The sequence below is a fragment of the Pseudomonas sp. 008 genome, from assembly GCF_016861935.1.
Classification (GTDB): Bacteria; Pseudomonadota; Gammaproteobacteria; order Pseudomonadales; family Pseudomonadaceae; genus Aquipseudomonas.
The window spans coordinates 21,162-47,928 of the sequence record NZ_BOMA01000019.1 but is presented as its reverse complement, the minus strand read 5'-3'; the positions used below and the strand labels follow the sequence as shown (position 1 = coordinate 47,928).

Annotated in this window: 28 protein-coding genes and 1 other RNA gene; 22 read left to right on the top strand and 7 right to left on the bottom strand. The window is 59.1% G+C overall.

The genetic code is table 11. The features are described 5' to 3' along the window. Positions 1-54 precede the first annotated feature (54 nt). A complete protein-coding gene (locus JUI81_RS29120; RefSeq protein WP_204125518.1) occupies positions 55-696 on the top strand; it encodes an MBL fold metallo-hydrolase in 642 nt (213 codons plus the stop codon). A gap of 105 nt (positions 697-801) precedes the next feature. Continuing rightward, a complete protein-coding gene (locus JUI81_RS29115) occupies positions 802-1,533 on the top strand; it encodes an OmpA family lipoprotein (RefSeq protein WP_018930113.1) in 732 nt (243 codons plus the stop codon). 152 nt (positions 1,534-1,685) lie between these two features. Here JUI81_RS29115 and JUI81_RS29110 read toward each other — a convergent pair whose 3' ends face one another. Next, complete coding sequence (locus tag JUI81_RS29110; RefSeq protein ID WP_018930114.1) at positions 1,686-2,120, bottom strand: YhcB family protein; 435 nt, start codon at positions 2,118-2,120, stop codon at positions 1,686-1,688. Positions 2,121-2,264: 144 nt separating this feature from the next. On the opposite strand from JUI81_RS29110, the gene JUI81_RS29105 reads away from it, so the two are divergent. The 3 genes from JUI81_RS29105 (at position 2,265) to zapE (ending at position 5,474) form a co-directional block, all read left to right on the top strand. Then, positions 2,265-2,909: an alpha/beta hydrolase gene (locus tag JUI81_RS29105; RefSeq protein ID WP_019582363.1), complete on the top strand. Its 645-nt coding sequence runs from the start codon at positions 2,265-2,267 to the stop codon at positions 2,907-2,909. Positions 2,910-2,933: 24 nt separating this feature from the next. Next, positions 2,934-4,289: a tryptophan--tRNA ligase gene (locus JUI81_RS29100; RefSeq protein ID WP_018930116.1), complete on the top strand. Its 1,356-nt coding sequence runs from the start codon at positions 2,934-2,936 to the stop codon at positions 4,287-4,289. A 90-nt stretch (positions 4,290-4,379) separates the two neighbouring features. Continuing rightward, positions 4,380-5,474 carry a cell division protein ZapE gene (zapE, locus tag JUI81_RS29095; RefSeq protein ID WP_019582361.1) on the top strand — a complete coding sequence of 365 codons (1,095 nt, stop codon included), beginning with the start codon at positions 4,380-4,382 and terminating at the stop codon, positions 5,472-5,474. A gap of 85 nt (positions 5,475-5,559) precedes the next feature. Here zapE and JUI81_RS29090 read toward each other — a convergent pair whose 3' ends face one another. Beyond that, positions 5,560-6,456, bottom strand: coding sequence for a GlxA family transcriptional regulator (locus tag JUI81_RS29090; RefSeq protein WP_172901249.1), 897 nt, complete (start codon positions 6,454-6,456; stop codon positions 5,560-5,562). Positions 6,457-6,700: 244 nt separating this feature from the next. Between JUI81_RS29090 and JUI81_RS29085 the strand changes: the two genes are divergently transcribed. Further along, positions 6,701-7,837: an acyl-CoA dehydrogenase family protein gene (locus tag JUI81_RS29085; RefSeq protein ID WP_105347905.1), complete on the top strand. Its 1,137-nt coding sequence runs from the start codon at positions 6,701-6,703 to the stop codon at positions 7,835-7,837. A 50-nt stretch (positions 7,838-7,887) separates the two neighbouring features. Here JUI81_RS29085 and JUI81_RS29080 read toward each other — a convergent pair whose 3' ends face one another. After that, on the bottom strand, positions 7,888-8,928 hold the full coding sequence (locus JUI81_RS29080) for an NADP(H)-dependent aldo-keto reductase (protein ID WP_204125517.1): 1,041 nt from the start codon (positions 8,926-8,928) through the stop codon (positions 7,888-7,890). A 245-nt stretch (positions 8,929-9,173) separates the two neighbouring features. On the opposite strand from JUI81_RS29080, the gene rplM reads away from it, so the two are divergent. The 7 genes from rplM to JUI81_RS29045 all read left to right on the top strand — a co-directional run bounded on the left by rplM (position 9,174) and on the right by JUI81_RS29045 (position 14,061). Beyond that, positions 9,174-9,602 (top strand): 50S ribosomal protein L13, encoded by a 429-nt coding sequence (rplM, locus tag JUI81_RS29075; RefSeq protein ID WP_007939824.1) that lies wholly within the window; start codon positions 9,174-9,176, stop codon positions 9,600-9,602. A 14-nt stretch (positions 9,603-9,616) separates the two neighbouring features. Then, positions 9,617-10,009: a 30S ribosomal protein S9 gene (rpsI, locus tag JUI81_RS29070; protein WP_003228056.1), complete on the top strand. Its 393-nt coding sequence runs from the start codon at positions 9,617-9,619 to the stop codon at positions 10,007-10,009. A 267-nt stretch (positions 10,010-10,276) separates the two neighbouring features. Next, a complete protein-coding gene (petA, locus tag JUI81_RS29065; RefSeq protein WP_007939825.1) occupies positions 10,277-10,870 on the top strand; it encodes a ubiquinol-cytochrome c reductase iron-sulfur subunit in 594 nt (197 codons plus the stop codon). After that, the gene (locus JUI81_RS29060) at positions 10,870-12,081 is read left to right on the top strand and encodes a cytochrome bc complex cytochrome b subunit (RefSeq protein WP_018930119.1); all 1,212 of its coding nucleotides are present in this window, start codon (positions 10,870-10,872) and stop codon (positions 12,079-12,081) included. Before petA ends, JUI81_RS29060 begins: the two co-directional genes overlap by 1 nt. Then, positions 12,081-12,863, top strand: coding sequence for a cytochrome c1 (locus JUI81_RS29055; protein ID WP_018930120.1), 783 nt, complete (start codon positions 12,081-12,083; stop codon positions 12,861-12,863). The genes JUI81_RS29060 and JUI81_RS29055 overlap by 1 nt, the downstream gene beginning before the upstream one ends. Positions 12,864-13,013: 150 nt before the next feature. Then, entirely contained in the window at positions 13,014-13,631 is a 618-nt protein-coding gene (locus JUI81_RS29050; protein WP_007939828.1) for a glutathione S-transferase N-terminal domain-containing protein, read from the top strand. Positions 13,632-13,647: 16 nt separating this feature from the next. After that, positions 13,648-14,061 carry a ClpXP protease specificity-enhancing factor gene (locus JUI81_RS29045; RefSeq protein WP_007939829.1) on the top strand — a complete coding sequence of 138 codons (414 nt, stop codon included), beginning with the start codon at positions 13,648-13,650 and terminating at the stop codon, positions 14,059-14,061. 54 nt (positions 14,062-14,115) lie between these two features. Here the strand turns inward: JUI81_RS29045 and JUI81_RS29040 are convergent, their stop codons facing one another. The 4 genes from JUI81_RS29040 to JUI81_RS29025 all read right to left on the bottom strand — a co-directional run bounded on the left by JUI81_RS29040 (position 14,116) and on the right by JUI81_RS29025 (position 17,562). Next, a complete protein-coding gene (locus JUI81_RS29040) occupies positions 14,116-14,694 on the bottom strand; it encodes a BON domain-containing protein (protein WP_019582358.1) in 579 nt (192 codons plus the stop codon). Continuing rightward, on the bottom strand, positions 14,691-15,284 hold the full coding sequence (locus JUI81_RS29035; protein WP_007904374.1) for a phosphoheptose isomerase: 594 nt from the start codon (positions 15,282-15,284) through the stop codon (positions 14,691-14,693). The genes JUI81_RS29040 and JUI81_RS29035 overlap by 4 nt, the downstream gene beginning before the upstream one ends. 104 nt (positions 15,285-15,388) lie before the next feature. Further along, positions 15,389-15,751 carry a YraN family protein gene (locus tag JUI81_RS29030; protein WP_019582357.1) on the bottom strand — a complete coding sequence of 121 codons (363 nt, stop codon included), beginning with the start codon at positions 15,749-15,751 and terminating at the stop codon, positions 15,389-15,391. Then, positions 15,751-17,562 carry a penicillin-binding protein activator gene (locus tag JUI81_RS29025; protein ID WP_028939848.1) on the bottom strand — a complete coding sequence of 604 codons (1,812 nt, stop codon included), beginning with the start codon at positions 17,560-17,562 and terminating at the stop codon, positions 15,751-15,753. The genes JUI81_RS29030 and JUI81_RS29025 overlap by 1 nt, the downstream gene beginning before the upstream one ends. Positions 17,563-17,739: 177 nt before the next feature. Between JUI81_RS29025 and rsmI the strand changes: the two genes are divergently transcribed. The 9 genes from rsmI to mraY all read left to right on the top strand — a co-directional run bounded on the left by rsmI (position 17,740) and on the right by mraY (position 26,763). After that, complete coding sequence (gene rsmI / locus JUI81_RS29020) at positions 17,740-18,645, top strand: 16S rRNA (cytidine(1402)-2'-O)-methyltransferase (protein ID WP_018930125.1); 906 nt, start codon at positions 17,740-17,742, stop codon at positions 18,643-18,645. A 76-nt stretch (positions 18,646-18,721) separates the two neighbouring features. Beyond that, an RNA gene (rnpB, locus tag JUI81_RS29015) (RNase P RNA component class A) lies at positions 18,722-19,075 on the top strand. Between the two features lie 354 nt (positions 19,076-19,429). Continuing rightward, a complete protein-coding gene (gene mraZ, locus JUI81_RS29010) occupies positions 19,430-19,885 on the top strand; it encodes a division/cell wall cluster transcriptional repressor MraZ (protein WP_003205355.1) in 456 nt (151 codons plus the stop codon). After that, on the top strand, positions 19,882-20,829 hold the full coding sequence (gene rsmH, locus JUI81_RS29005; protein ID WP_374707280.1) for a 16S rRNA (cytosine(1402)-N(4))-methyltransferase RsmH: 948 nt from the start codon (positions 19,882-19,884) through the stop codon (positions 20,827-20,829). The genes mraZ and rsmH overlap by 4 nt, the downstream gene beginning before the upstream one ends. After that, entirely contained in the window at positions 20,826-21,119 is a 294-nt protein-coding gene (gene ftsL, locus JUI81_RS29000) for a cell division protein FtsL (RefSeq protein ID WP_003205353.1), read from the top strand. Before rsmH ends, ftsL begins: the two co-directional genes overlap by 4 nt. Next, on the top strand, positions 21,119-22,858 hold the full coding sequence (locus JUI81_RS28995) for a penicillin-binding protein 2 (RefSeq protein ID WP_019651807.1): 1,740 nt from the start codon (positions 21,119-21,121) through the stop codon (positions 22,856-22,858). Before ftsL ends, JUI81_RS28995 begins: the two co-directional genes overlap by 1 nt. Beyond that, positions 22,858-24,321, top strand: coding sequence for a UDP-N-acetylmuramoyl-L-alanyl-D-glutamate--2,6-diaminopimelate ligase (locus JUI81_RS28990; RefSeq protein WP_096481075.1), 1,464 nt, complete (start codon positions 22,858-22,860; stop codon positions 24,319-24,321). Before JUI81_RS28995 ends, JUI81_RS28990 begins: the two co-directional genes overlap by 1 nt. Further along, positions 24,314-25,681 carry a UDP-N-acetylmuramoyl-tripeptide--D-alanyl-D-alanine ligase gene (gene murF / locus JUI81_RS28985; RefSeq protein ID WP_019582353.1) on the top strand — a complete coding sequence of 456 codons (1,368 nt, stop codon included), beginning with the start codon at positions 24,314-24,316 and terminating at the stop codon, positions 25,679-25,681. Before JUI81_RS28990 ends, murF begins: the two co-directional genes overlap by 8 nt. Beyond that, positions 25,681-26,763 carry a phospho-N-acetylmuramoyl-pentapeptide-transferase gene (mraY, locus tag JUI81_RS28980; protein ID WP_008016698.1) on the top strand — a complete coding sequence of 361 codons (1,083 nt, stop codon included), beginning with the start codon at positions 25,681-25,683 and terminating at the stop codon, positions 26,761-26,763. The genes murF and mraY overlap by 1 nt, the downstream gene beginning before the upstream one ends. Positions 26,764-26,767: the final 4 nt, after the last annotated feature.

The window sequence follows — 26,767 nt, the reverse complement described above, 5'->3', positions numbered from 1 at the left end:
GATTAATGCGATTTTGTGCCAGAATTGGCCATTCCTGTTTTCCGAGCGTGCCCGATGTCTCAGCAACCCACCCTCATTCGCGAAACCTTCCCCGTCGGCCCTTTGCAGTGCAACTGCACAATCATCGGCGACCCCATCACTAAAAAAGCCATCGTCGTCGACCCGGGCGGCAATCACGAGCTGATCCTCGCGCGCCTCGACGCCTTGGGCCTGAAGGTGGTCAGCATCATCCATACCCACGCACACCTCGATCACTTCCTGGCCTCGGGTCAGTTGAAGGAGAAAACCGGCGCGACGCTGCACCTGCATAAGGACGATCAGTTCCTCTGGGACAACCTGGAGATGCAGTGCCAGATGTTCGGTGTGCCTTACACCCCGGTGCCATCGCCGGATCGCTGGTTGGCCGACGAAGAAGAGCTGGCCTGCGGTTGTGGTGTGGCGTTGCACACGCCGGGTCATACGCCAGGTTCCATGAGCTTTTGGTTTTCAGAGGCTAAGCTGCTGATTGCCGGTGACACGCTGTTCAAGCGTGGGGTAGGGCGCACGGATTTGTGGGGCGGCGATCAGGCGACGCTCGTGCGGTCGATCAAGCAGCGGTTGTATACCCTCGACGAAGAGGCCACCGTAGTGGCCGGGCATGGTCCGGACACCTGTCTGGGCGATGAAATGCGCGGTAACCCCTTTGTGCGAGCCTGATGGCTCATGACGGAATTTTTGTCGTTGCCAGTGATCCAACGCCCGCAAAGGTTCATTGCTTAAGTCCGTTGCACCACAGAATGCAAAAAAAGTAGGAGCTCCTCCATGTTCACCTCGCGTCGTTTGATTGTTGTCGCTACTGCGGTGGCTCTGTTGTCCGGTTGCGCATCGCCGAACCCTTATGACAACCAGGGTCAGGCCGATGGCAGCTCCACGGGCATGAGCAAAACCGCCAAATACGGTGGCCTCGGCGCCCTGGCCGGTGCGCTGGCCGGTGCTGCCATCAGCCACGATAACCGTGGCAAGGGCGCGTTGATTGGCGCCGCCGTGGTGGGTGCTTCTGCCGCCGGTTACGGTTACTACGCCGACCAGCAAGAGAAAAAGCTGCGCGCCAGCATGGCCAACACCGGGGTTGAGGTGCAGCGCCAGGGCGATCAGATCAAGCTGATCATGCCGGGTAACATCACGTTCGCCACCGATTCGGCGAACATTGCCTCAAGCTTCTACCAGCCGCTGAACAACCTGGCGGGCTCGCTCAAGGAGTTCAACCAGAACCAGATCGAGATCGTCGGCTACACCGACAGCACCGGCAGCCGCCAGCACAACATGGACCTGTCCCAGCGTCGCGCCCAGAGCGTAGCGACTTACCTGACCTCACAGGGTGTCAGTGGCGCCAACCTGTCGGCACGTGGTGCCGGGCCGGATAACCCGATTGCCAGCAACGGTGATGCCAATGGCCGGGCACAGAACCGCCGCGTCGAGGTCAACCTGAAGGCGATTCCGGGCCAGCAATACGGCGGTCAGCAACAGCCAGGCACTGTTCAGCAGTACCCATAAGAGGCTGACCTCTTCCTGAAATGAAAATGCCCGATCCTTAAAGGATCGGGCTTTTTTTTGTGCCGCTTGTTCAGGCGATGAAAACTTCAGAATAAAAAAAAGCCCTCGGACAATCACTCGTCCGAGGGCTTTTTGTGTCGCGCGAAACCTGATTACTTCTTCAGGCCGTAATGCTCATCGAGCATGCCCGGCGCGTTCGGGGCTTTGGGAGCGTAATCGCGAGGCGGTTCCTGATCGCGCGGTGGCGTCAGGCGTTCCCGTGGAGCCTGCACCGCGTCAGCGTGCAGGGCAGCCAGCAAGCGTTGGCGAGTCTGCTCGTCCAGGGCCAGGCGGTTGGCACCCTCGGCGAGATGATCCTGCACTTCCTGATAGCTCTGAGTCAGTTTCTTGACCAGGGATGCAGTGCTGTTGAAGTGGGTGACCACTTCGTTCTGATACTTGTCAAAACGTTCCTGAATATCATCCAGCTGACGTTGCGTGCTGCTCGGAGCGGCATTCGGCACCAGGCGAGCGATCAGGAATCCAATGGCGACACCCACAACCAGGGCAAGAGTCGGCAACAACCAAACTAAGAGCGAGTGTTCCACGAGTCCTTCCTCTATAAACGGCTTTGCTTTACGTTAACGGCTCGAACCTGCGCTGTATACCGCGATTCACTCGCAATAGATTGGCACAGACAATTTGCTAGACGAGTCGACCCGATTCGAGGTCACGGAGTTCCTTCCTTGCTTATGCGCGAAACCCCTGTAGTGATTGATGGCCCGGTGGGTCAGTTGGAAGCCCTGTATCTGGAAAACATGAGCCCGGACAATGAGCAGCCCCGCGGCCTGGCGCTGATCTGCCATCCGAACCCGGTGCAGGGCGGCACGATGCTCAACAAAGTCGTCTCGACCCTGCAGCGCACCGCGCGGGACGCCGGTTTGATTACCTTGCGTTTCAACTACCGTGGCGTCGGTGCCAGTGAAGGCTCGCACGACATGGGCTCCGGCGAAGTCGACGATGCCCAGGCAGCGGCCGAGTGGCTGCGGGCCAAACATCCTGAATTACCTTTGACCCTGTTCGGTTTCTCCTTCGGCGGTTTTGTTGCAGCCAGTCTCGGCGGACGCCTGGAGGCCAAGGGTGAGCAGATCAAGCATCTGTTCATGGTCGCGCCTGCGGTCATGCGTCTGGGCGATCAGGATCAACTGCCGCACCAAGGTACATTGACCCTGATCCAGCCGGAAACCGACGAAGTGATCGATCCGCAACTCGTTTACGATTGGTCCGACGCACTCGATCGCCCCCATGAGCTGCTGAAAGTGGCAGAATGCGGACACTTTTTTCATGGCAAGCTGACCGATCTCAAGGATCTGATCCTGCCGCGTCTTTCGAATTGATTGCAGTCTGACAAGCGATTACCCATGACGACTCGTACCCGTATCCTCACCGGCATCACCACCACCGGCACGCCGCACCTGGGCAATTACGCGGGGGCTATCCGCCCGGCGATTCTTGCCAGCCGCGATAGCAATGCCGATTCGTTCTACTTCCTGGCCGACTACCACGCCCTGATCAAATGCGATGACCCGCTGCGCATCCAGCGCTCGCGTCTGGAAATCGCCGCGACCTGGCTGGCCGGTGGCCTGGACGTGGACCGGGTGACGTTCTATCGCCAGTCCGACATCCCGGAAATCCCGGAGCTGACCTGGCTGCTGACCTGCGTGGCCGCCAAGGGCTTGCTCAACCGCGCCCACGCCTACAAGGCGTCGGTGGACAAGAACGTCGAGAATGGCGAAGACCCGGATGCGGGCATCACCATGGGCCTGTACAGCTACCCGGTGCTGATGGCCGCGGACATCCTGATGTTCAACGCCCACAAGGTGCCGGTCGGTCGTGACCAGATTCAGCACGTGGAAATGGCCCGTGACATCGGCCAGCGCTTCAACCACTTGTTCGGCCAGGGCAAGGAGTTCTTCACCATGCCCGAAGCGCTGATCGAGGAAAGCGTCGCCACGCTGCCAGGCCTCGACGGTCGCAAGATGTCGAAGAGCTACGACAACACCATTCCGTTGTTCAGCAGCGCCAAAGAGATGAAAGACGCGATTTCGCGGATCGTGACCGACTCCCGTGCCCCGGGTGAAGCCAAAGATCCGGACAACTCGCACCTGTTCACCTTGTTCCAGGCTTTCGCTACACCGGCACAAGCCGACGAATTCCGCAGCGAATTGCTCCAGGGCCTGGGTTGGGGCGAGGCGAAGAATCGCCTGTTCCAGTTGCTGGATAACGAATTGGGCGAGTCCCGCGAGCGTTATCAGCAGTTGATCGAGCGTCCGGCGGATCTGGAAGACATCCTGCAGGCCGGCGCCAAAAAGGCGCGTGCCGTGGCCACGCCGTTCCTCAACGAACTGCGTGAAGCGGTCGGCCTGCGTTCTTTCGTCGCCCAGACTCAAGTGGCTGCCACCACCAAGAAGAAAGCCGCGAAAGCCGCGCGTTTTGTCAGCTTCCGTGAAGACGATGGCAGTTTCCGCTTCCGTCTGCTGGCGGCCGATGGCGAGCAGCTGCTGCTGTCGCGGCACTTCGCCGATGGCAAAACCGCAGGTCAGGTGACCAAACAACTGCAATCCGGCCAGCCATTGGACGTGCGCAGTGAAGACCTGAACTTCAGCGTCTGGCTGGAAGGCGAGTGCGTGGCCGACAGCCCGGCCTTCGCCGACAGTGCTGCTCGCGATGCTGCCATCGGCGCATTGCGGGTTGCACTGACACCGGTTCAGGAATAAACAACGGTTCGGTCCGACCAAGGGCCGATTGCCATTCCCACGGGCCGTCGCTACAGTGACGGCCCGTTTTTGTTGCCTTGCTAACGAATTATGACGCCCCTAGAACGATACCAAGCTGATCTGAAACGCCCGGAATTCTTCCACGATGCTGCGCAGGAAACGGCAGTGCGTCATTTGCAGCGCCTGTACGACGATCTGGTCGCGGCCTCGCAGAACAAACCGGGCCTGCTCGGCAAACTGTTTGGCAAGAAGGACCAGGCGCCGGTCAAGGGCCTGTACTTCTGGGGCGGCGTGGGTCGCGGCAAGACTTACCTGGTCGACACCTTCTTCGAAGCGCTGCCGTTCAAGGAAAAGACCCGCACTCACTTCCACCGCTTCATGAAGCGCGTGCACGAAGAGATGAAGACTCTGGGCGGCGAGAAAAACCCGCTGACGATCATCGCCAAGCGCTTTTCCGACGAGACGCGAGTGATCTGTTTCGATGAATTCTTCGTCTCCGACATCACCGACGCCATGATCCTTGGCACGCTGATGGAAGAACTGTTCAAGAACGGCGTGACCCTGGTCGCGACCTCGAACATCGTGCCGGACGGTCTGTACAAGGACGGCCTGCAACGTGCGCGCTTCTTGCCGGCCATTGCGCTGATCAAGCAGAACACCGAGATCGTCAACGTCGACAGCGGCGTCGATTACCGTCTGCGTCACCTCGAGCAAGCGGAGCTGTTCCACTTCCCGCTGGACGAAGCCGCCCAGGAAAGCCTGCGCAAGAGTTTCCGGGCCCTGACGCCGGAATGCACGGCTGCCGTCGAGAACGACGTGCTGATGATCGAGAACCGTGAAATCCGCGCCGTGCGCACCTGCGATGACGTGGCCTGGTTCGACTTCCGCGAACTGTGCGACGGCCCGCGCAGCCAGAACGACTACATCGAACTGGGCAAGATCTTCCATGCCGTGTTGCTCAGCGGCGTCGAGCAGATGAGCGTCACCACCGACGACATCGCCCGACGTTTTATCAACATGGTCGACGAGTTCTACGACCGCAACGTGAAGCTGATCATCTCCGCCGAAGTCGAGCTTAAAGACCTCTACACCGGCGGTCGCCTGACCTTCGAGTTCCAGCGCACGCTTAGCCGCTTGCTGGAAATGCAGTCTCACGAATTCCTGTCCCGGGCGCACAAGCCGTAGGACATTTCGGAAAATAAAAAAGGGCCTGCATTGCAGGCCCTTTTTTATGCGCGCTGAAGAGCCAATCTGGATTGGTGTCTAGCTCTTAAGCTGCTTGTTGAAACTGCTGCCGATACTGATTCGGCGACAACTCCGTATGCTGGCGGAACAGCCGGGCGAAGAAGCTCGCATCGTCGTATCCGACTTCATAGCTGATGGTCTTGATGCTCTTGCGGCTGCCGGACAACAAGCCCTTGGCGGTCTCGATGCGCAGGCGTTGCAGGTAATGCAGCGGTTTATCGCCGGTGGCGGTCTGGAAGCGTCGCATGAAGTTGCGGATGCTCATGCCGTGTTCGCGGGCCACGTCTTCGAAGCGGAATTTATCGGCGAAGTGTTCTTCGAGCCAATGCTGGATCTGCAGGATGATCACATCCTGGTGCAGTTTCTGCCCGCCGAAACCGATCCGCCCCGGTGCATAGCTGCGTTGTACTTCGTAGAGAATGTCGCGAGCCACGGCCTGGGCCACGTTGGCACCGCAAAAGCGCTCGATCAGGTAAATGTAGAGGTCGCAGGCCGAGGTGGTGCCGCCGGCGCAATACAGGTTGTCGGCGTCGGTCAGGTGTTTGTCCTGATTGAGATGAACCTGCGGGAAGCGCTCGGCGAAAGCATTGAAGAAGCGCCAGTACGTGGTCGCTTCCTTGCCGTTGAGCAGCCCGGCTTCGGCGAGCCAGAACACCCCCGTGGCCTCGCCACACAGCACTGCCCCGCGGGCGTGTTGTTCGCGCAGCCACGGCAGGACCTGTGGATAACGTTTGCAGAGCGTGTCGAAATCGTCCCAGAAGGCGGGGAGGATGATGACGTCGGCATTTTCCAGGCCGCCGTCCACCGGCATGATCACGTCGCTGAAGCTGTTCACCGGTTTGCCGTCGGGGCTGACCAGCCGGGTTTCGAACGCCGGTGTCAGGCCGTGGCCCAGTTGTTTGCCATAGCGCAGGCTGGCCAGATGGAAGAAATCCTTGGCTTGCATGAGGGTGGAAGCGAAAACCCGGTCGATAGCCAGGATACTGACGCGCCGTAAGGGCTGTGAGGCTTGGTTAGACATAATTCAACTTTATTTTTATAGGGGAAAGTGGTCACCAGACGGCTGGATCGTCTTATTTTTTGTCGGATGTGTCCAGTGTCCTGTATCGGAAGCGAGGCTTAGTCTCTGAAGGTCAATTCCGTCTAACAATAACGACAGGTGCCGCATGATCCCCAGAACCTTGTTCAGCCCCGACCACGAACTTTTTCGCGACAGCGTGCGAACGTTCCTCGAAAAAGAGGCCTTGCCGTTCCATGGGCAATGGGAAAAACAAGGCTATATCGACCGCAATCTCTGGAACAAGGCGGGGGAGGCGGGGATGCTCTGTTCCCATCTGCCGGAAGAATACGGCGGGCTGGGCGCTGACTTTCTCTACAGCGCGGTGGTGATCGAGGAGATCGGCCGCCTGGGGTTGACCGGGATCGGCTTTTCTCTCCATTCGGACATTGTTGCGCCTTACATCCTGCATTACGGCAGTGAAGCGCTGAAGCACAAATACCTGCCCAAGCTGGTGTCTGGCGAGATGGTCACTGCGATTGCCATGACCGAGCCGGGTGCTGGCTCCGACCTGCAAGGGGTGAAGACTACCGCGGTGCTGGAGGGCGACGAATACGTGATCAACGGTTCGAAGACTTTCATCACCAACGGCTTTCTGGCTGACCTGGTGATCGTCGTGGCCAAGACTGATCCGAAGGCGGGGGCGAAGGGCACCAGTCTGTTTCTGGTGGAGGCCAACACGCCGGGTTTCGCCAAGGGCAAGCGCCTGGAAAAGGTCGGCATGAAGGCTCAAGACACCTCGGAGCTGTTCTTCCAGGACGTTCGGGTGCCCAAGGAAAACCTGTTGGGCCAAGCGGGGATGGGCTTCGCTTACCTGATGCAGGAGTTACCGCAGGAGCGCTTGACGGTCGCGGTGGGAGGCTTGGCGTCAGCCGAAGCGGCGTTGCAGTGGACGCTGGATTACACCCGTGAACGCAAGGCTTTCGGCAAGGCCATCGCCGACTTCCAGAACACCCGCTTCAAGCTCGCTGAAATGGCGACCGAGATCCAGATCGGCCGGGTCTTCGTCGATCGCTGCCTGGAACTGCATCTGCAAGGCAAGCTCGACGTGCCGACAGCGGCGATGGCCAAGTACTGGGGCACCGACCTGCAATGCAAGGTGCTCGACGAATGCGTGCAGTTGCATGGCGGTTACGGATTCATGTGGGAATACCCGATCGCCCGGGCATGGGCGGATGCGCGGGTGCAGCGGATTTATGCCGGGACCAATGAAATCATGAAGGAGATTATTGCGCGGTCGCTGTAATGCAGCGTGATCGTTCCCATGCTCTGCGTGGGAACGATCGTCGACGTAAGTTACGGCGCAGGATTCGGCTGATCCTGGTGAATCGCCTCAATGCCTGCCAGCACTTCATCCGACAGCTTCAAATCGACACTGGCAATGTTGCTGTCCAGTTGCTCAAGCGTGGTGGCGCCAATGATGTTGCTGGTCACGAATGGCTGTTGTGTGACGAACGCCAGCGCCATCTGCGCCGGGTCCAGGCCGTGTTTACGGGCCAGTGCCACGTAACGACTGCACGCTGCTTCCGACTGTGGGTTGAAATAGCGGCTGAAGCGGCTGTAGAGGCTCAGGCGACCTTTGGGTGGGCGCGCGCCACCTTCGTACTTGCCCGACAGAAAGCCGAACGCCAGTGGCGAGTAGGCCAGCAAGCCGCACTGTTCGCGGATGGCAATTTCCGCCAGGCCGACTTCGAAGCTGCGATTGAGCAGGTTGTAGGGGTTCTGGATGGATACCGCGCGGGGCCAGCCACGGGCTTCGGCGAGGGCAAGGAAGCGCATGGTGCCCCACGGGGTTTCGTTGGACAGGCCGATGTGGCGGATCTTGCCGGCCTTGACCTGCTCGTCCAGCGCTTCGAGGGTGTCCTCCAGTGGCGTCAGATTGGCTTCTATCTTGTGCTTGTAGCCGAGCTGACCGAAGAAATTGGTGCTGCGTTCCGGCCAGTGCAACTGATACAGGTCGATGTAGTCGGTTTGCAGGCGCTTGAGGCTGGCGTCCACGGCTTCGCGGATGTGTTGGCGGTTGTGCCGCAGGTTTTTGTCGCGAATGTAATCGATGGTGTTGCCGGGGCCGGCGATCTTGCTCGCCAGGATCCAGTCGGCGCGATCGCCGCGACTTTTGAAGTAGTTGCCGATGTAGCGCTCGGTGGTGGCGTAGGTGTCGGCCTTGGGCGGCACCGGGTACATCTCGGCGGTGTCGATGAAATTGATCCCGGCGCTCTTGGCGCGTTCGATCTGGGCGAAGGCTTCAGCCTGGCTGTTTTGCTCGCCCCAGGTCATGGTGCCGAGGCAGATGGCACTCACGTTCAGATCGGTACGGCCTAGCTGGCGATAGTCCATCGGGTGCTCCTTGGGCAAAACAATCATAAAAGCAGGTTGAAATATTTTTCGCAATCTGCATAATTGCGCACCTCTTTCTGCAGTGGAAGTGATGCGCCGCCGCCGAAGAATCTTGCCGTTGAACGGACGCGCCGACCCGAGCCCCCGAAAGCGTCTGTATCCGGCTGCCTTTGACTTGTCAAAGTACGCACTATTCAGTAAGATCCGCCGTCTAATTTACAGGGCGGCCCCTGAGGCTATAAAGAATGAAAACTTTTACTGCTAAACCGGAAACAGTAAAGCGCGACTGGTTTGTCGTCGACGCTGCTGGTCAGACCCTGGGTCGTCTGGCCACTGAAATCGCGAGCCGTCTGCGTGGCAAGCACAAGGCTGAGTACACTCCTCACGTTGACACCGGCGACTACATCGTCGTAATCAACGCTGAGCAAGTACGTGTTACTGGCGCTAAAACCACTGACAAAATGTACTACTCCCACTCCGGTTTCCCGGGCGGCATCAAGTCGATCAACTTCGAAAAGCTGATCGCTAAAGCCCCTGAGCGCGTGATCGAGACCGCGGTCAAAGGCATGCTGCCTAAGAACCCGCTGGGTCGCGACATGTATCGTAAGCTGAAAGTCTATGCGGGCGCTGCTCACCCTCATACTGCTCAGCAGCCCCAAGAACTGAAGTTTTAACGGAATAGTTCATTATGTCGGCGACTCAAAATTACGGCACTGGCCGTCGCAAGACTGCAACCGCACGCGTTTTCCTGCGTCCGGGCACTGGTAACATCTCCATCAACAACCGTTCGCTGGATAATTTCTTCGGCCGCGAAACTGCCCGCATGGTAGTTCGTCAGCCGCTGGAATTGACTGAGACTGTCGAGAAGTTCGACATCTACGTCACCGTGATCGGCGGTGGTGTAAGTGGTCAAGCTGGCGCAATCCGCCACGGTATCACTCGCGCTCTGATGGATTACGACGAAACTCTGCGCTCTGCTCTGCGCAAAGCTGGCTTCGTAACCCGCGATGCTCGTGAAGTTGAACGTAAGAAAGTCGGTCTGCGTAAAGCGCGTAAGCGTCCGCAGTACTCGAAGCGTTAATTCGCTTTCACGTTCAAAAAGAACGCCCAGTTTCCTTGCGAAGCTGGGCGTTTTTTTATGGGCGCTATTTATCAACGAATTGCGCTGTGACAACTTGCCACATCCGCAGAGGCCCTATACTACAAGGCTTGGCAGTGGAGCCCTTCGGTAATTACCTTGTCAGAATTGGGGCTTTTCATTACCATTCGGCAAAATTTTTATAAGTTCAGATTTTTACTTAGTAGACGCCTGATTTAACAGGCCACAAAGCTGATGGGAGAGGACTGAATGAGCAATGACGGCGTGAATGCAGGCCGGCGTCGCTTCTTGGTAGCAGCCACATCCGTGGTGGGTGCTGCAGGAGCGGTGGGGGCTGCGGTCCCGTTCGTGGGGTCATGGTTTCCCAGTGCCAAGGCGAAAGCCGCAGGTGCACCGGTGAAAGTGAATGTCAGCAAAATCGAGCCAGGCCAGCAAATGATTGCTGAGTGGCGCGGTCAGCCGGTGTTCATCGTCCGCCGTACCGAGGAAATCCTGGGGAATCTGAAAAAGATTGAGGGCCAGCTGTCTGACCCCGCCTCCAAGAACTCGACGCAACCGACCTATGTCGACCCGCAGACGCGTTCGATCAAGCCAGAAGTCCTGCTGCTGATCGGTATCTGCACTCACCTGGGGTGCTCACCGACCTTCCGTCCGGAAGTGGCACCTGCCGATCTGGGCAAGGATTGGGTCGGGGGCTACTTCTGCCCTTGCCACGGTTCCCACTACGATTTGGCTGGCCGCGTCTACAAGTCGCAACCCGCGCCTTTGAACCTGCCAGTTCCCCCGCATTCCTATGAGACCGATGACATCATTGTCGTTGGCGTCGATACGGAGAAAGCGTGATGAGCAAGTTCATGGATTGGGTTGATGCGCGCTTTCCCGCGACCAAAATGTGGGAAGACCATCTCAGCAAGTATTACGCCCCGAAGAACTTCAACTTCTTCTATTTCTTTGGCTCCCTGGCGCTGCTCGTTCTGGTCAACCAGATCGTTACCGGTGTCTGGCTGACCATGAGCTACACCCCGTCGGCGGAAGAAGCATTCGCTTCCGTCGAATACATCATGCGCGACGTCGAGTACGGCTCGATCCTGCGTCTGCTGCACTCCACTGGCGCTTCGGCGTTCTTCATCGTGGTTTATCTGCACATGTTCCGTGGCCTGCTCTACGGTTCGTACCAGAAGCCGCGTGAGCTGGTGTGGGTGTTCGGCATGCTGATCTACCTGGCGCTGATGGCTGAAGCCTTCATGGGTTACCTGCTGCCGTGGGGCCAGATGTCCTACTGGGGCGCCCAGGTGATCATCTCGCTGTTCGGTGCGATCCCGGTCATCGGTAACGACCTGACCCAGTGGATCCGTGGTGACTACCTGATTTCCGGTATTACCCTGAACCGTTTCTTCGCCTTGCATGTGGTTGCCTTGCCGATCGTGATCCTCGGCCTGGTGGTGCTGCACATTCTGGCGTTGCACGAAGTGGGTTCGAACAACCCGGACGGCGTGGACATCAAGAAACACAAAGACGAAAACGGCGTACCGCTGGACGGCATTGCCTTCCATCCGTACTACACCGTGAAAGATATCGTCGGCGTGGTGGTGTTCCTGTTCATCTTCTGCGCGATCGTGTTCTTCTTCCCGGAAATGGGCGGCTACTTCCTCGAGAAGCCGAACTTTGAAGTGGCGAACGCTTTCAAGACCCCTGAGCACATCGCTCCGGTCTGGTACTTCACGCCGTTCTACGCGATTCTGCGGGCAGTTCCGGACAAGCTCCTGGGTGTTGTTGCCATGGGTGCTTCGATTGCCTTGCTGTTCGTCCTGCCCTGGCTCGACCGTAGCCCGGTCAAGTCCATGCGCTACAAGGGTTGGCTGAGCAAGATCTGGCTCTGGGTATTCTGCATCTCCTTCGTGATTCTTGGCTGGCTGGGCGTGATGGCGCCTACCCCGGAACGTACGTTGCTGTCGCAGGTTTGTACCTTCCTGTACTTCGCCTACTTCATTCTGATGCCGTTCTACACCAGGCTCGAGAAGACCAAACCGGTTCCGGAAAGGGTGACTGGCTGATGAAAAAACTATTTGCTGTACTGATTCTTGCTGCTCTGCCAGCACTGTCCTTCGCGGCCGAGCACGGCGGCCCAGAGCTGGAAAAAGTCGACATCGACGTTTCCGACAAGGCTGCGATGCAGGATGGCGCACGTACGTTCGCCAACTATTGCATGGGCTGCCACAGTGCCAAGTTCCAGCGCTACGAGCGTGTCGCCGATGACCTGGGCATTCCTCACGAGCTGATGCTCGAGAAACTGGTGTTCACTGGCGCCAAGATCGGCGACCACATGAGCATCGGCATGCAGCCGGCTGACGCCAAGACCTGGTTTGGTGCGGCGCCACCCGACCTGACACTGGTGGCTCGCGTTCGTGGCACAGATTGGCTCTATGGCTACCTGCGTTCGTTCTATGAAGACCCGTCGCGTCCATGGGGCGTGAACAACAAGGTGTTCCCGAACGTCGGCATGCCTAACGTTCTGGTCGGCTTGCAGGGTCGCCAGGTGGTAGGCTGTAAGCAGGTTCAAGTCGTCGATGACGGCAAGAAGCAATTCGATCCGCTGACCGGCACCGCTTTGACTCATGAAGCCTGCGATCAACTGACTGTATTGCCGAAAACCGGCACGCTGACCGAAGAGCAGTTCAACGAGAAGGTCAAGAATCTGGTGACCTTCCTGGCCTACTCGGCCAACCCGGTGAAGCTGCAGCATCAGCGCATCGGTACCTATGTGTTGCTGTACCTGGCGTTCTTCTTCGTATTCGCTTACTTGCTCAAGCGTGAATACTGGAAAGACGTCCATTGATAACGTTGTAAGCCATTGCTGTTAATCGCACGCGCCCAGGGGCGTCTCTGAAGGTGTAACGAGTCTGGTGATCCAGGCGTTACGGGAGGCGCCCTCTGGGCGCGCGTGTTTTTCCGTTTCCGATAATTTCAACAAGCGAGGAGGACCGCCATGGGCGTGACCAATCGGTTGGCCTGTTACTCCGACCCCGCCGACCACTATTCCCACCGAGTGCGCATCGTACTTGCAGAGAAGGGTGTCAGCGCCGAGATCATTTACGTGGAGGCTGGTCGTCAGCCGCCTAAACTGATTGAAGTGAACCCTTACGGAAGCCTGCCCACCCTGGTCGATCGTGATCTGGCGTTGTGGGAGTCGACCGTGGTGATGGAATATCTGGATGAGCGTTACCCGCATCCGCCACTACTGCCGGTTTATCCTGTGGCGCGTGCCAACAGCCGCCTGCTGATTCATCGCATTCAGCGTGACTGGTGTGGCCTGGTGGATCTGATTCTGGATTCGCGGACCAAGGAAGCAGCTCGCGTGGTGGCTCGTAAAGAGCTGCGCGAAAGCCTGACAGGCGTGTCGCCGCTATTCGCCGACAAGCCGTTTTTCCTCAGTGAGGAACAAAGTCTGGTGGATTGCTGCCTACTACCAATACTCTGGCGATTGCCGATTCTGGGTATAGAACTGCCGCGGCCTGCCAAGCCGCTGCTTGATTACATGGAGCGCCAGTTTGCGCGTGAGGCTTTCCAGGCGAGTCTGTCTGGTGTCGAACGCGATATGCGCTAAGGCTTAAGGAGCCGCTATGAACTCCAGTCGACCTTATCTGGTCCGCGCGCTCTACGAGTGGATTGTGGACAACGATTGCACCCCGCACATGCTGGTCAATTCCGAGTATCCGTCGGTACAGGTGCCTCAGGGTTTTGCCAGTGACGGGCAGATTGTCCTGAACGTATCCCCGGCAGCCGTGCGTCATTTGCACATGGATAACGAGGCGGTCAGTTTCGAAGGGCGCTTCGGTGGCGTGCCGCACACCCTGTACGTGCCTATCGCATCGATCCTGGGCATTTACGCTCGGGAGAACGGCCAAGGCATGGTGTTCGATATGGAATCGCCTCTGGATGACGAGGAAGAGATCGAGCCGGATGATGATATCCCGCCACCCGACAGCGAGCCGCCGCGTCCCAGCGGTCGACCCAGTTTGAAAGTGGTGAAGTAATAAAAAAGGCGATCCGGATGGATCGCCTTTTTTTATTGCTGCAGGAGGGATGTATCAGTCGATGTACTCAAACAGCTTCACAATCTTCTGCACGCCAGAAACGCCTTGCACCAGATTGGTCGCCTGCGCCGCTTCCTGCTTGGTCAGCAGGCCGAGCAGATAAACGATGCCGTTTTCGGTCACAACCTTGATGCGCGAGCCCGGGATGGAGGGATCGGTGAGCATCTGAGTCTTGATCTTGGTGGTCAGCCAAGTGTCGTTCTGGCGTGCCAGCAGCGAGGAGGGCTGTAGCACTTGCAGTTCGTTGTGCACCTTCTTCACGCGCTGAACGGAGGCGGCAACCTGTTCGGCCTTGGCCTTGAGGTCGGCGCGTGGAGTTTGCCCGGCCAGCAGCACCACGCCGTTGAAGCTGGTGACGACGATGTGCGAGTTGTTGTCCAGGTCCGGATCGGCCTTGGCGATGTTTACACCGGCCTTGGTTTCGATCAGGGAGTCGTCGATTTTGCTGCCGAAGGTGCGGGTGCCGCGATCATCGTCGATCGGCGCTTCACGGCTGGCGTTAACCACCGAGGTGCAGCCGCTGATGCCGAGGCACAGGGTCAAGGCCAGAAGGCCTAGGCGATTAGGGGTCATTCTTCACTCCCGAACAGTTGGCTGTCGATCAGATCGCAAAGGCAATGGATCGCCAGCAGGTGGACTTCCTGAATACGTGCCGTGACGTTGGCCGGTACGCGAATCTCGACGTCCTCCGGCAAAAGCAGTGACGCCATGCCGCCGCCATCACGACCCGTCAATGCTACGACAATCATTTCGCGATCATGTGCGGCCTGGATCGCTTGAATAATATTCGCCGAGTTGCCGCTGGTGGAAATGGCCAGCAATACGTCACCCGGTTGGCCGAGGGCGCGGATCTGTTTGGAGAAGATTTCGTTGTAGCTGTAGTCGTTGGCGATCGAGGTGATCGTCGAGCTGTCGGTGGTCAGCGCGATGGCCGGCAGACTCGGGCGCTCGCGCTCGAAACGGTTGAGCAGTTCGGACGAGAAGTGCTGTGCGTCACCGGCGGAACCGCCGTTGCCGCAGGACAGCATTTTGCCCTCGTTGAGCAGGGCGTTGACCATGACCTGGCTGGCTTGCTCGATGTGCGGTGCAAGTACGTCCATCGCCTGTTGCTTGGTGTCGATACTGGCCTGAAAAAGCTGGCGAATTCGCGATTGCATGTCCATCTGTGTGACCTTAATTAGCGCGGCTACTCGGCACATGAATGTGCAGCCCGCAAAGCAAAGAGCAAAAGTGTTGGGTGAAGGTGTCCGGTTCGGGGCGCAAGCGATCAGCTGTCGAAGGCATTCTGCAACCAGTTCAACTGATCAAGGTTGCTGTCGATGGCAACCACGTCGAAGCGGCAAGGGGAATTGGCCCAACGCGACTCGCGCTGAAGAAAGTACTGCGCGGCGAAAATCAGTTTCTGCCGTTTGCGCTCATCGATGCTATCGAGCGCGCCACCCCATTGGGTGTTTTTTCTGTATCGGACTTCGACGAATACTACTGTATCGCCATCAAGCATGACCAGATCAAGCTCGCCGCGTTTACATAACCAGTTCTGCGCCAGCAGGCGCAGACCTTGTTGCTGAAGATGCTCGAGCGCATGGCGCTCGGCATCCTTGCCGCTCTGCTGGCGTGACCTGTCGGGCATCAGCGTGAGGTGTCCGGCAGGCGTTGAACCTGACCGCTGACGAACTGTGCCCATGGCAACTGACGCACTACCCGTTGATTCTGAGTCATGCCCAGGCTGCCCGATTGACCTTCGATGCGGCTGTCCGGCAAGGCCTTGAGTTGCCCCAGGCGTGGTGCCAGGCGATAGGCGTCAACGCCCATCGCGTATAGACGGCCCAGGCTGCCAGCGGCTTGTGGCCATTGTGCGGTGACTTGTTTGCGCAGCGGGTCGTTGGCATCCAGCAGCCATGGGGTTTCGCAGAAGCGAATACCGTTCATGTCGTTGTACTGGTTCTGGTCGCCGCTGGCGCTGAATACGTGGGAAGTGGCGTAAACCGGCACGTCACCCGCGTACTGGAAGTTCAGGGTCGGTTTGATCTGTTGAGCCTGTTGCGGCGTCGCGGCCAGGAAGATGAACTCGATGTCCTGACGACGCGAAGGCTGGGCGGCTACCTGCGAGCCAACGGTGTTTTGCAGGCTCTTGGCGCGGCCTTCGCTCTGACGCAGCTGGAACATGTCGGCAATTTGCTGGGCCAGTTGCACCGGTTGGTCGACGCGCTCGGTCGCGACAATGCTGCCGCCGTTGGCTTGCCAATCCTGGCTGAATGCTCTGAGTACGCGGTCACCCCATTCGCCTTTCGGCACCATGATGGCGGCGCGATGCAAGCCATCGGCGCGCGCACGACGGGATACTTCGCGGGCTTCGTCTTCAGCGGCAAGGCCGAATTGGAACAGCTGGGCCGGACCTTGTTCGCCTTCGCTGTAGTTCAGCGCCAGGGTGGTGATTGGCAGTTGCGGGCGAGCGCTGAGCTGTTTGACCAGCGGCTTTTCCAGCGGCCCGACCACCAATTGCACGCCGTCAGCCTGGGCCTTGCGATAGAACTCGTCGAGGGAGGTCAGGCGCGAGCTGTCATAGAACTCGATGGCTGGCGGCTTCTGCCCGGCTTGTTGCGCCTGGTAGTGTGCGGCCATGAAGCCTTCGCGCAATGCTTTGCCAACCGAGGCCAGCGGGCCGTCTTGCGGCAGCAGCAGGGCAATCTTGCTCAGGGGCTGGCTGGCCAGATCCTTGAGTTTGGTCAATGGCAGCGGCAGCTGGATGGCGGCCGGGTGCTTTGGATTGTTCGCGCGCCAGTTGTCGATCGCGGCTTGCTGCTGTTCCAGGGTGCCGGCTGTTTTCACTGCCCGGGCCAGGCTCAACCAGCCGCCGAGGTCGTCGTCGGTGGTCGGCTGCAATTGATCGGTCGGCAGTGAAGCGATCAGGGTCCAGATCGCTTCGTGGTTTTTGCTCGCAGCTTGATCGCTCAGCATGGGGGCGATGAAAATGCGCTCCCGTGCGGCGGCCAGGGTCTGGCCGTCGGCCTCAAGGGCGCGGGCATGGACGGTGCCGGTGCGAACCTGTTGTTCGGCTGGCAGTTCGCTCAGGCGTTGCAGGCTCGGATGGTTCAGGGCCGTCAGCGCCGCTTTGGGCTGATTGCGCACCATGGCCAATTCAGCCGCCAGGGTGCTGGCGAAGACCTGTTGGCCAGGCTTGAGTTGTTCCATCGGTACTTGTTGCAGGATTTGCGCGGATTGACCGGCATTGCCCTGACGATAAGCCAGGTCTGCCGCGCTCAAGCGCAGCAAGGCTGCCTTGTCCGGCGTTTTACTTTGAGTGGCCTGTTCGAGCAGTTGCTCGACACTGGCATCCGGGGTCCGTGGAAGTTCGCCAAGGCTGGAGGAGGGCGAGCTGGCGCAAGCCGCCAGCAAGGCAGCGAGGCAGAGGGCAGAGAACAGCCGCAGGCAAGCGATCATGTAAGTGTTCCTGATACTCGATCAAATAAGCGTGGAATTGTACCCAAGCGCTGGCCGGGGCGCGATGTTACTGGCGTGAATCGATCAATTTAGCTCATGCAAATGTTGCGACACTGCACAAAAGGCTGGAAAACCGAGGGTTGCTTGCAGGTATCGCGAATGTCGCTACGCGCTACAATGGCGGCTTTTACCGATCATGAGGTGTGCGCTTTGACTGCTCCAGGTGCTTTGAATTCCGCTGCTGGCTCGCTTTATGTGGTGGCGACGCCCATCGGCAACCTGGACGATATCAGTGCGCGTGCGCTGAAGATCCTGCGCGAGGTTTCGTTGATTGCTGCCGAAGACACTCGCCATTCCCAGCGATTGATGCAGCACTTCGGCATCCCCACGCCGCTGGCGGCCTGCCATGAACACAACGAGAGGGATGAAGGCAGCCGCTTTATCACTCGCTTGCTCGCTGGCGACGATGTGGCATTGATCTCCGATGCCGGGACGCCGCTGATTTCCGATCCGGGTTATCACCTGGTGCGTCAGGCCCGTGCCGCAGGGATCAATGTGGTGCCGGTTCCGGGGGCCTGTGCATTGATTGCGGCGCTCTCGGCGGCGGGGTTGCCATCGGACCGCTTCATCTTCGAAGGGTTTCTACCGGCCAAGGCTGTCGGCCGACGCGCTCGCCTGGAGCTGATAAAAGAAGAGCCGCGCACACTGATTTTTTATGAGGCTCCACACCGCATCCTTGAATGCCTGCAAGACATGGAGCTGGTGTTCGGCGCCGATCGTCCGGCATTGCTGGCGCGTGAGCTGACCAAGACCTTCGAAACCCTTAAAGGCTTGCCGCTGGCCGAGTTGCGCGAGTTCGTCGAATCGGACAGCAACCAGCAGCGCGGCGAGTGCGTAGTGCTGGTCGCTGGCTGGTCTGCTCCCGAGACTGAGGACGCTGTCAGCAGCGAAGCCATGCGTATTCTCAATCTGCTGCTTGAAGAAATGCCGCTCAAGCGTGCGGCGGCATTGGCGGCGCAAATTACTGGCGAGCGCAAGAATGTGCTCTATCAGGTTGCGCTGGATAAGCAGAAGGGCGAGTAAAAAAGCGACGCGCAGCGCCGGCCAGAGGCTTTTAGAGCTTGTTCTTCGACCGCTCTGCCGTTAATCTTCGCGGCGGAGAGTCGATCGGACAGTCGCTGCCCTCTATGAAAATTAGGGGGGGGAGGAAAGTCCGGGCTCCATAGGGCGAAGTGCCAGGTAATGCCTGGGAGGCGTGAGCCTACGGAAAGTGCCACAGAAAATAACCGCCTAAGCGCTTCGGCGCCGGTAAGGGTGAAAAGGTGCGGTAAGAGCGCACCGCACGTCTGGCAACAGTTCGTGGCTAGGTAAACCCCACTTGGAGCAAGACCAAATAGGGTCCCAAGGCGTGGCCCGCGCTGGGACCGGGTAGGTTGCTAAAGATGTCCAGTGATGGCCATCGTAGACGAATGACTGTTCAAGACAGAACCCGGCTTACAGATCGACTCTCCACCTTTTTTTCTCTCTGCTTCAATCATTGACAGCGATATGCGTAATGGCAATTTCCCTCCCTGCTGAATCAATAGCAGAAGCGCTTTTGTAATACCGAAAAAATCTTACTCTTAACAAACTACTTTAACTTCTGAACGCAGCCTTCTGTGCTGATTCAAGTTATTGAACAAATTCATCCGCCAGATTCTCGTTTCCCCTCCTTTTGCACTCCTAAATCTCCGTTCTGTAAGGCTTTTCCTTCTATCCGCGCCTTGACGGTGTGGTGGGCGCATTCCTATAGTGTGCGCAAGTGGCGGAAAGTGGCATGAAGTGGGTTTTTTGAGCGCAAAACGCTAATATTTGGAGAAACGCTGACGTGTTTCGCGGAGCTAACGCTATCAGTCTCGATGCAAAGGGCCGTCTCGCCATGCCGAGCCGGTACCGTGACGAGCTCGTTTCGCGTAGTTCCGGTCAATTAATCGTCACCATTGATGCCGTTGATCCGTGTTTGTGTGTTTATCCCCTCGATGAGTGGGAAATTATCGAAACCAAACTGCGCGCACTGCCTTCGCTTCGCGAAGAAAACCGCCGCCTGCAACGTTTACTGATTGGTAATGCCGTCGACCTCGAGCTCGATGGCAGTGGTCGTTTTCTGGTCCCGCCGCGTCTTCGCGAATATGCCAAGTTGGATAAGCGCGCAATGTTGGTAGGCCAACTGAACAAGTTCCAATTGTGGGACGAGGATGCCTGGAATGCGGTTTCTGCCGCTGACCTGGCTGCTATTCAACAACCGGGCGCCATGCCTGATGAACTGCGTGATTTGATCCTGTGACTATTGATAGCGGCTTTAACCACATCACCGTACTGCTTGACGAAGCTGTCGAGGCTCTCGCCGTACGTCCTGATGGCTGCTATCTGGACGGCACGTTCGGACGCGGCGGACATAGCCGGTTGATTCTCAGCAAGCTCGGGCCCGATGGTCGGTTGCTCGGGTTCGACAAAGATCCTCAAGCGATTGCCACCGGGCAAACGCTAGCGGCCGAAGACGGCCGCTTTGTCGTTGTACAGCGCAGCTTTGCCGAACTCGGTTCGGAAGTCGCCGAACGCGGTCTGGCCGGCAAGGTCAGCGGCGTTCTGCTTGACCTCGGCGTATCTTCGCCGCAGCTCGACGACCCTGAGCGCGGCTTCAGTTTTCTCAACGACGGTCCGTTGGACATGCGCATGGACCCGTCCCGCGGGATCAGCGCCGCCGAGTTCGTCAATACCGCGCCGGTGGAAGAAATCGCCCGGGTGTTCAAGGAATACGGCGAAGAACGTTTCTCCGGCCGCATGGCGCGTGCCGTGGCCGAACGTCGTAACATCAAGCCGTTCGAGCGCACTGCCGATCTGGCAGAAGTGCTGAAAGTCGCCAACCCTGCATGGGAAAAGGGCAAGAACCCGGCCACCCGTGCATTCCAGGGGCTGCGTATTCACGTCAACAACGAACTGGGCGATCTGGAAACCGGTCTTGAAGCCGCGCTGGAGTGCCTGGAAGTCGGCGGTCGCCTGGTGGTGATCAGCTTCCACTCGCTGGAAGACCGCATCGTCAAACTGTTCATGCGCAAACTGGTGAAAGGCGAAGCCGACAACTTGCCGCGCAACTTGCCGGTCCGTCACGTCGCCTTCGAACCGAAAATCAAAGTCCATGGCAAAGCGCAGTCCGCCTCCGAGGCCGAACTCAAAGCCAACCCACGTTCCCGTAGCGCCATCATGCGCGTCGCGGAGAAACTGCGGTGAGCAAGCTTTTCGCCAAACCACTTCCCGGCGGAAGCTTTTTCATGCTGCTGCTGTTTATCGGTGTGCTCGTATCGGCCATCGGCGTGTCCTATAGCGCCCACTGGAACCGTCAGCTGTTGAATTCGCTGTACAACGAATTGAGCGTGCGCGACAAGGCGCAGGCGGAGTGGGGCCGGTTGATTCTCGAACAAAGCACCTGGACCGCCCACAGCCGTATCGAAGTGTTGGCGACCGAGCAACTGAAGATGCGTATTCCTGGCGCTGCTGAAGTGCAGATGGTGGCGCCATGATGAAACTCGAAGGCGCACTCTTCCCGTGGCGATTCCGTCTGGTGCTGGGCTTGCTCGGCATCATGGTGGCGGCGATTTCCTGGCGCATCATTGATCTGCAAGTGGTCGACCGTGACTTCCTTAAAGGTCAGGGCGACGCGCGCAGTGTCCGTCATATTCCAATTCCGGCTCACCGTGGTCTGATCACCGACCGTAACGGCGAGCCGTTGGCCGTGAGTACCCCGGTCACCACGCTGTGGGCCAACGCCAAGGAAATGCAACTGGCCAAAGAGAAATGGCCGGCACTGGCGGCTGCCCTGGGGCAGGATCCCAAAGCCCTGGCCGAACGTCTCGAAGCCCAGGCCAACAAAGAATTCATCTACCTGGTGCGCGGGCTGACTCCCGAGCAGGGCCAGGCTGTGCTCGATCTGAAAGTGCCGGGCGTTTATGGCATCGAAGAGTTCCGGCGTTTCTACCCCGCCGGTGAAGTCACTGCCCACATGGTCGGCTTTACCGACATCGACGATCACGGGCGCGAAGGCGTCGAGCTAGCCTACGACGAATGGCTGGCCGGGGTGCCCGGCAAGCGACAGGTCATCAAGGACCGGCGCGGCCGGCTGATCAAAGATGTCCAGGTCACCAAAAACGCCAAGGCCGGCAAGCCCTTGGCGTTGTCCATTGACCTGCGCCTGCAATACCTGGCCAACCGCGAGCTGCGCAACGCGATCATCGAGAACGGCGCCAAGGCCGGTAGCCTGGTGATCATGGACGTGAAGACCGGCGAGATTCTCGCCATGGTCAACCAGCCGACCTACAACCCGAACAACCGTCGCAACCTGCAACCGGCGATGATGCGCAACCGCGCAATGATCGACGTGTTCGAGCCGGGCTCGACCATGAAAGCGATCTCCATGAGCGCCGCGATCGAAACCGGGCGCTGGAAACCGAGCGACACCGTCGAGGTGTACCCGGGCAGCTTGCAGATTGGTAAATACACCATCAAGGACGTATCCAAGACCGAAGGTCCGGTGCTCGACCTGACCGGTATCCTGATCAATTCCAGTAACGTCGGCATGAGTAAGGTCGCGTTCGACATCGGCGGCGAAACGATTTTCCGTCTGGCACAGAAAGTTGGCCTCGGCCAGGACACCGGCTTGGGTTTCCCGGGTGAGCGCGTCGGCAACCTGCCGAACTACCGCGAATGGCGCAAGGCTGAAACCGCCACGCTGTCCTACGGCTACGGTATTTCCGTGACCGCGATCCAGTTGGTCCACGCCTTCTCGGCCCTGGCCAACAATGGTCGCCTCGCACCGTTGACCCTGATCAAAACCGACAAGGCGCCGCAAACCACTCAGGTGCTGCCGGAAGCCGTCGCGAAAACCATGCAAGGCATGCTGCAACAAGTGATCGAAGCCCCGCGCGGCGTATTCCGTGCGCAGGTGCCGGCGTATCACGTGGGCGGCAAGTCGGGTACTGCGCGTAAGACGTCGGTCGGAACCAAAGGCTACGCCGAGAACTCCTACCGCTCGCTGTTCGCCGGTTTCGGCCCGATGAGCGACCCGCGTTACGCGATCGTGGTGGTGATCGACGAACCGACCAAGGCCGGTTATTTCGGTGGTCTGGTATCGGCGCCGGTGTTCAGCAAAGTGATGTCCGGGACCTTGCGCCTGATGAACATCACCCCGGACAACCTGCCAGCCACTCAACAAGCGAACGCCGCACCGGTCGTTCCGCTGAAAGCTAATGGAGGGCGCGGCTGATGTCGCTGAGCCTGAACAAGATTTTCGCCCACGCCGGCCATGATCTATTGATCCGCGAATTGGCGCTGGACAGCCGTAACGTACGGGCAGGTGATTTGTTCCTTGCGGTCCCTGGTGGCAAGTTCGACGGTCGTGCGCACATCGCCGACGCCTTGCAGCGCGGTGCTGCCGCCGTGGCTTATGAAGTCGAAGGCGCGACCGTGCTGCCGATTACCGACGTGCCGCTGATTCCGGTCAAAGGCCTGGCGGCGCAGCTGTCGGATATCGCCGGGCGCTTTTACGGCGACCCGAGCCGTCACATGAACCTGATCGGCGTGACCGGCACCAACGGTAAAACCAGCGTGACCCAATTGGTCGCGCAAGCCCTCGATTTGCTCGGTCAACACTGTGGCATCGTCGGCACTCTGGGCTCCGGTTTCTACGGCGCGCTGGAGAGCGGCCTGCACACCACGCCGAATCCGATTGCAGTGCAAGCGACCCTCGCCGACTTGAAAAAGGCCGGTGCCAAAGCCGTGGCCATGGAAGTCTCTTCCCATGGGCTGGATCAGGGCCGCGTAACCGCGCTGGCCTTCGATGTGGCGGTGATGACCAACCTGTCGCGTGATCATCTGGATTACCACGGCACTATGCAGGCCTATGGCGAAACCAAGGCCAAGTTGTTTGCCTGGAATGATCTGAAGTGCCGGGTGGTCAACCTCGACGACGATTTTGGCCGGCAACTGGCGGCTGATGAAGGTGAGTCGCGGCTGATCACTTACAGCCTGGAAGACTCCCGCGCTTACCTGTATTGCCGCGAAGCGCAGTTCAGTGACGAGGGCGTGCGCGCCACGCTGGTTACGCCGCAGGGCGAACACCATTTGCGCAGCACCTTGCTCGGCCGTTTCAACCTGAGCAACGTGTTGGCCGCGGTCGGTGCCTTGCTCGGTCTGGACTACGCGCTGGACGAAATCCTCAACGTGCTACCGAAACTCGAAGGCCCGGCCGGTCGCATGCAGCGTCTGGGCGGCGGCACTCAGCCGTTGGTGGTGGTCGATTACGCCCACACACCGGATGCGCTGGAAAAAGTCTTGATGGCCCTGCGTCCTCACGCCAAAGGCCGGTTGCTGTGCCTGTTCGGTTGCGGCGGTGATCGCGATCGCGGCAAGCGTCCGCTGATGGCTGAAGTGGTCGAGCGTCTGGCTGATGGTGTGCTGGTCACCGACGACAACCCGCGCACCGAAGACCCCGCCGCGATTTTCGACGACATCCGCGCCGGTTTCACCGCTGTGGATAAAGTCACCTTCGTCGCCGGTCGTGGCCAGGCGATTGCCCAGTTGATCGCCAGCGCTTCGGCGGATGACGTGATTGTCCTGGCTGGTAAAGGTCATGAGGACTATCAGGAAATCAATGGCGAACGCCTCGCTTTCTCCGATCTGGTCGAGGCCGATCATGCCCTGACCGCGTGGGAGGTGGCCCATGCTTAAAGCCTTGAAACTGAGCGAACTGACCGGCGCACTGAATGCCCGTCTGATCTCCGTCGATGCCAGCTTTGATGGTGTCAGCATCGACAGCCGCGCGATCAAGCCCGGCCAGCTGTTTATTGCTCTGGCCGGTCCACGTTTCGATGGCCATGACTACCTGAACGACGTCGCCGCCAAAGGCGCCGTGGGTGCACTGGTCGAGCGCGAAGTGGCCGACAGCTCGCTGCCGCAACTGCTGGTCAAGGACACCCGCCAGGCCCTCGGCCAGTTGGGCGCGATCAACCGTGCCGCGTTCACTCAGCCGGTCGCGGCCGTTACCGGCTCCAGCGGCAAGACCACGGTCAAGGAAATGCTGGCAAGCATCCTGCGCACGCGCGGTCCGGTGCTGGCGACCCGTGGCAACCTGAACAATGACCTCGGCGCACCGCTGACCCTGCTCGAACTGGCGCCGGAACACACCGCCGCCGTGATCGAACTCGGCGCTTCGCGCATTGGCGAGATTGCCTACACCGTCGCCATGACCAAACCCCACGTGGCCATCATCAACAACGCCGGGACTGCCCACGTTGGTGAGTTCGGCGGGCCGGAAAAAATCGTCGAAGCCAAGGGCGAGATTCTCGAAGGGCTGGATGCCGATGGCATCGCTGTGCTGAATCTCGACGACAAGGCCTTCGACATCTGGAAGACCCGTGCCGCCGGTCGAAAAGTGCTGACTTTTGCCCTGAGCAACGTCAACGCCGATTTCCATGCCAGCGACCTGGATCGCGATGCCCGCGGTTGCCCGGCGTTCAACCTGCACGGCCCTGAAGGTGTGGAGCGGGTTCAGCTGAATCTGCTCGGCACTCACAACGTGGCCAATGCCATGGCCGCTGCCGCTGCCGCGCATGCCTTGGGTGTGTCGCTGTTCGGCATCGCCACCGGCCTTGGCGCGGTGCAACCGGTCAAGGGCCGCACCGTCGCGCAACTGGCGCCTAACGGCATGCGCGTAATCGATGACACATACAACGCGAACCCCACCTCTATGTGCGCCGCCGTTGATATACTCGCCGGCTTTTCCGGCCGCACCGTTTTGGTGCTCGGGGATATCGGCGAGTTGGGCGCGTGGGCAGAGCAGGGGCACCGCGATGTGGGCGATTACGCCCGCGGCAAGGTTTCCGCGCTTTACGCCGTCGGGCCAATGATGGCTCACGCCGTGAACGCTTTCGGCGAGCAGGCCTTTCACTTCAGCACACAGGCTGAACTGATCAAGGCCCTGGAAGCCGAGCAGGACACAAACACTACCTTTTTGATCAAGGGCTCGCGCAGCGCTGCGATGGAAAACATCGTTGCCGCTTTGTGCGGGACCAGTCTGGAGAAACATTAATGCTGCTGCTGCTAGCGGAGTATCTGCAACAGTTCTACAAAGGCTTCGCGGTCTTTCAGTACCTGACCCTGCGCGGGATTCTCGGTGTACTGACCGCGTTGGTCTTGTCGCTGTGCTATGGCCCGTGGATGATCCGCACTCTGCAGAACCGTCAAATCGGTCAATCCGTTCGCAACGACGGTCCGCAATCGCACCTGTCGAAGTCGGGCACCCCGACCATGGGCGGCGCGCTGATTCTTTCCTCCATCGGCGTCAGCACCTTGCTTTGGGCTGACCTGACCAACCGTTACGTTTGGGTCGTGTTGTTGGTGACCCTGCTGTTCGGCGCCATCGGCTGGGTTGACGACTATCGCAAAGTCATCGAGAAAAACTCCCGCGGCCTTCCGAGCCGCTGGAAGTATTTCTGGCAGTCGGTGTTCGGCCTGGGTGCGGCGATCTTCCTTTATATGACTGCCGCGACGCCGGTGGAAACCACCCTGATCCTGCCGATGCTCAAGGACTACAGCATTCCGCTGGGCGCAGGCTTCATCGTCCTGACCTATTTCGTGATTGTCGGCTCGAGCAACGCGGTCAACCTGACCGACGGCCTCGACGGTCTGGCGATCATGCCCACCGTGATGGTCGGCGGTGGCCTGGGGATCTTCTGCTACCTGTCGGGTAACGTGAAGTTCGCCGAATACCTGCTGATTCCTTACGTACCGGGCGCGGGTGAGCTGATTGTGTTCTGCGGCGCCTTGATCGGTGCGGGCCTGGGCTTCCTCTGGTTCAACACCTATCCGGCACAAGTCTTCATGGGCGATGTTGGCGCGCTGGCGCTGGGTGCGGCCCTGGGCACCATCGCAGTGATCGTCCGTCAGGAAATCGTCCTGTTCATCATGGGCGGTGTGTTCGTGATGGAGACCCTGTCAGTCGTCATTCAGGTCGCCTCCTTCAAGCTGACCGGTCGCCGTGTATTCCGCATGGCACCGATTCACCACCACTTTGAACTCAAGGGCTGGCCCGAGCCGCGCGTGATCGTCCGTTTCTGGATCATCACCGTGATTCTCGTGTTGATCGGCCTTGCCACCCTGAAGCTGAGGTAGAACG

Coding starts and splice junctions, on each gene's coding strand:
- rplM (WP_007939824.1), top strand. CDS start 9,174: ATGAAAACTTTTACTGCTAAACCGGAAACAGTAAAGCGCGACTGGTTT.
- JUI81_RS29045 (WP_007939829.1), top strand. CDS start 13,648: ATGAACTCCAGTCGACCTTATCTGGTCCGCGCGCTCTACGAGTGGATT.
- JUI81_RS29120 (WP_204125518.1), top strand. CDS start 55: ATGTCTCAGCAACCCACCCTCATTCGCGAAACCTTCCCCGTCGGCCCT.
- JUI81_RS28995 (WP_019651807.1), top strand. CDS start 21,119: ATGAAACTCGAAGGCGCACTCTTCCCGTGGCGATTCCGTCTGGTGCTG.
- JUI81_RS28990 (WP_096481075.1), top strand. CDS start 22,858: ATGTCGCTGAGCCTGAACAAGATTTTCGCCCACGCCGGCCATGATCTA.
- petA (WP_007939825.1), top strand. CDS start 10,277: ATGAGCAATGACGGCGTGAATGCAGGCCGGCGTCGCTTCTTGGTAGCA.
- JUI81_RS29050 (WP_007939828.1), top strand. CDS start 13,014: ATGGGCGTGACCAATCGGTTGGCCTGTTACTCCGACCCCGCCGACCAC.
- JUI81_RS29085 (WP_105347905.1), top strand. CDS start 6,701: ATGATCCCCAGAACCTTGTTCAGCCCCGACCACGAACTTTTTCGCGAC.
- mraY (WP_008016698.1), top strand. CDS start 25,681: ATGCTGCTGCTGCTAGCGGAGTATCTGCAACAGTTCTACAAAGGCTTC.
- JUI81_RS29035 (WP_007904374.1), bottom strand. CDS start 15,284: ATGGACATGCAATCGCGAATTCGCCAGCTTTTTCAGGCCAGTATCGAC.
- JUI81_RS29040 (WP_019582358.1), bottom strand. CDS start 14,694: ATGACCCCTAATCGCCTAGGCCTTCTGGCCTTGACCCTGTGCCTCGGC.
- rsmI (WP_018930125.1), top strand. CDS start 17,740: ATGGCGGCTTTTACCGATCATGAGGTGTGCGCTTTGACTGCTCCAGGT.
- JUI81_RS29030 (WP_019582357.1), bottom strand. CDS start 15,751: ATGCCCGACAGGTCACGCCAGCAGAGCGGCAAGGATGCCGAGCGCCAT.
- JUI81_RS29060 (WP_018930119.1), top strand. CDS start 10,870: ATGAGCAAGTTCATGGATTGGGTTGATGCGCGCTTTCCCGCGACCAAA.
- rpsI (WP_003228056.1), top strand. CDS start 9,617: ATGTCGGCGACTCAAAATTACGGCACTGGCCGTCGCAAGACTGCAACC.
- zapE (WP_019582361.1), top strand. CDS start 4,380: ATGACGCCCCTAGAACGATACCAAGCTGATCTGAAACGCCCGGAATTC.
- JUI81_RS29105 (WP_019582363.1), top strand. CDS start 2,265: ATGCGCGAAACCCCTGTAGTGATTGATGGCCCGGTGGGTCAGTTGGAA.
- JUI81_RS29080 (WP_204125517.1), bottom strand. CDS start 8,928: ATGGACTATCGCCAGCTAGGCCGTACCGATCTGAACGTGAGTGCCATC.
- murF (WP_019582353.1), top strand. CDS start 24,314: ATGCTTAAAGCCTTGAAACTGAGCGAACTGACCGGCGCACTGAATGCC.
- JUI81_RS29100 (WP_018930116.1), top strand. CDS start 2,934: ATGACGACTCGTACCCGTATCCTCACCGGCATCACCACCACCGGCACG.
- JUI81_RS29115 (WP_018930113.1), top strand. CDS start 802: ATGTTCACCTCGCGTCGTTTGATTGTTGTCGCTACTGCGGTGGCTCTG.
- JUI81_RS29055 (WP_018930120.1), top strand. CDS start 12,081: ATGAAAAAACTATTTGCTGTACTGATTCTTGCTGCTCTGCCAGCACTG.
- JUI81_RS29025 (WP_028939848.1), bottom strand. CDS start 17,562: ATGATCGCTTGCCTGCGGCTGTTCTCTGCCCTCTGCCTCGCTGCCTTG.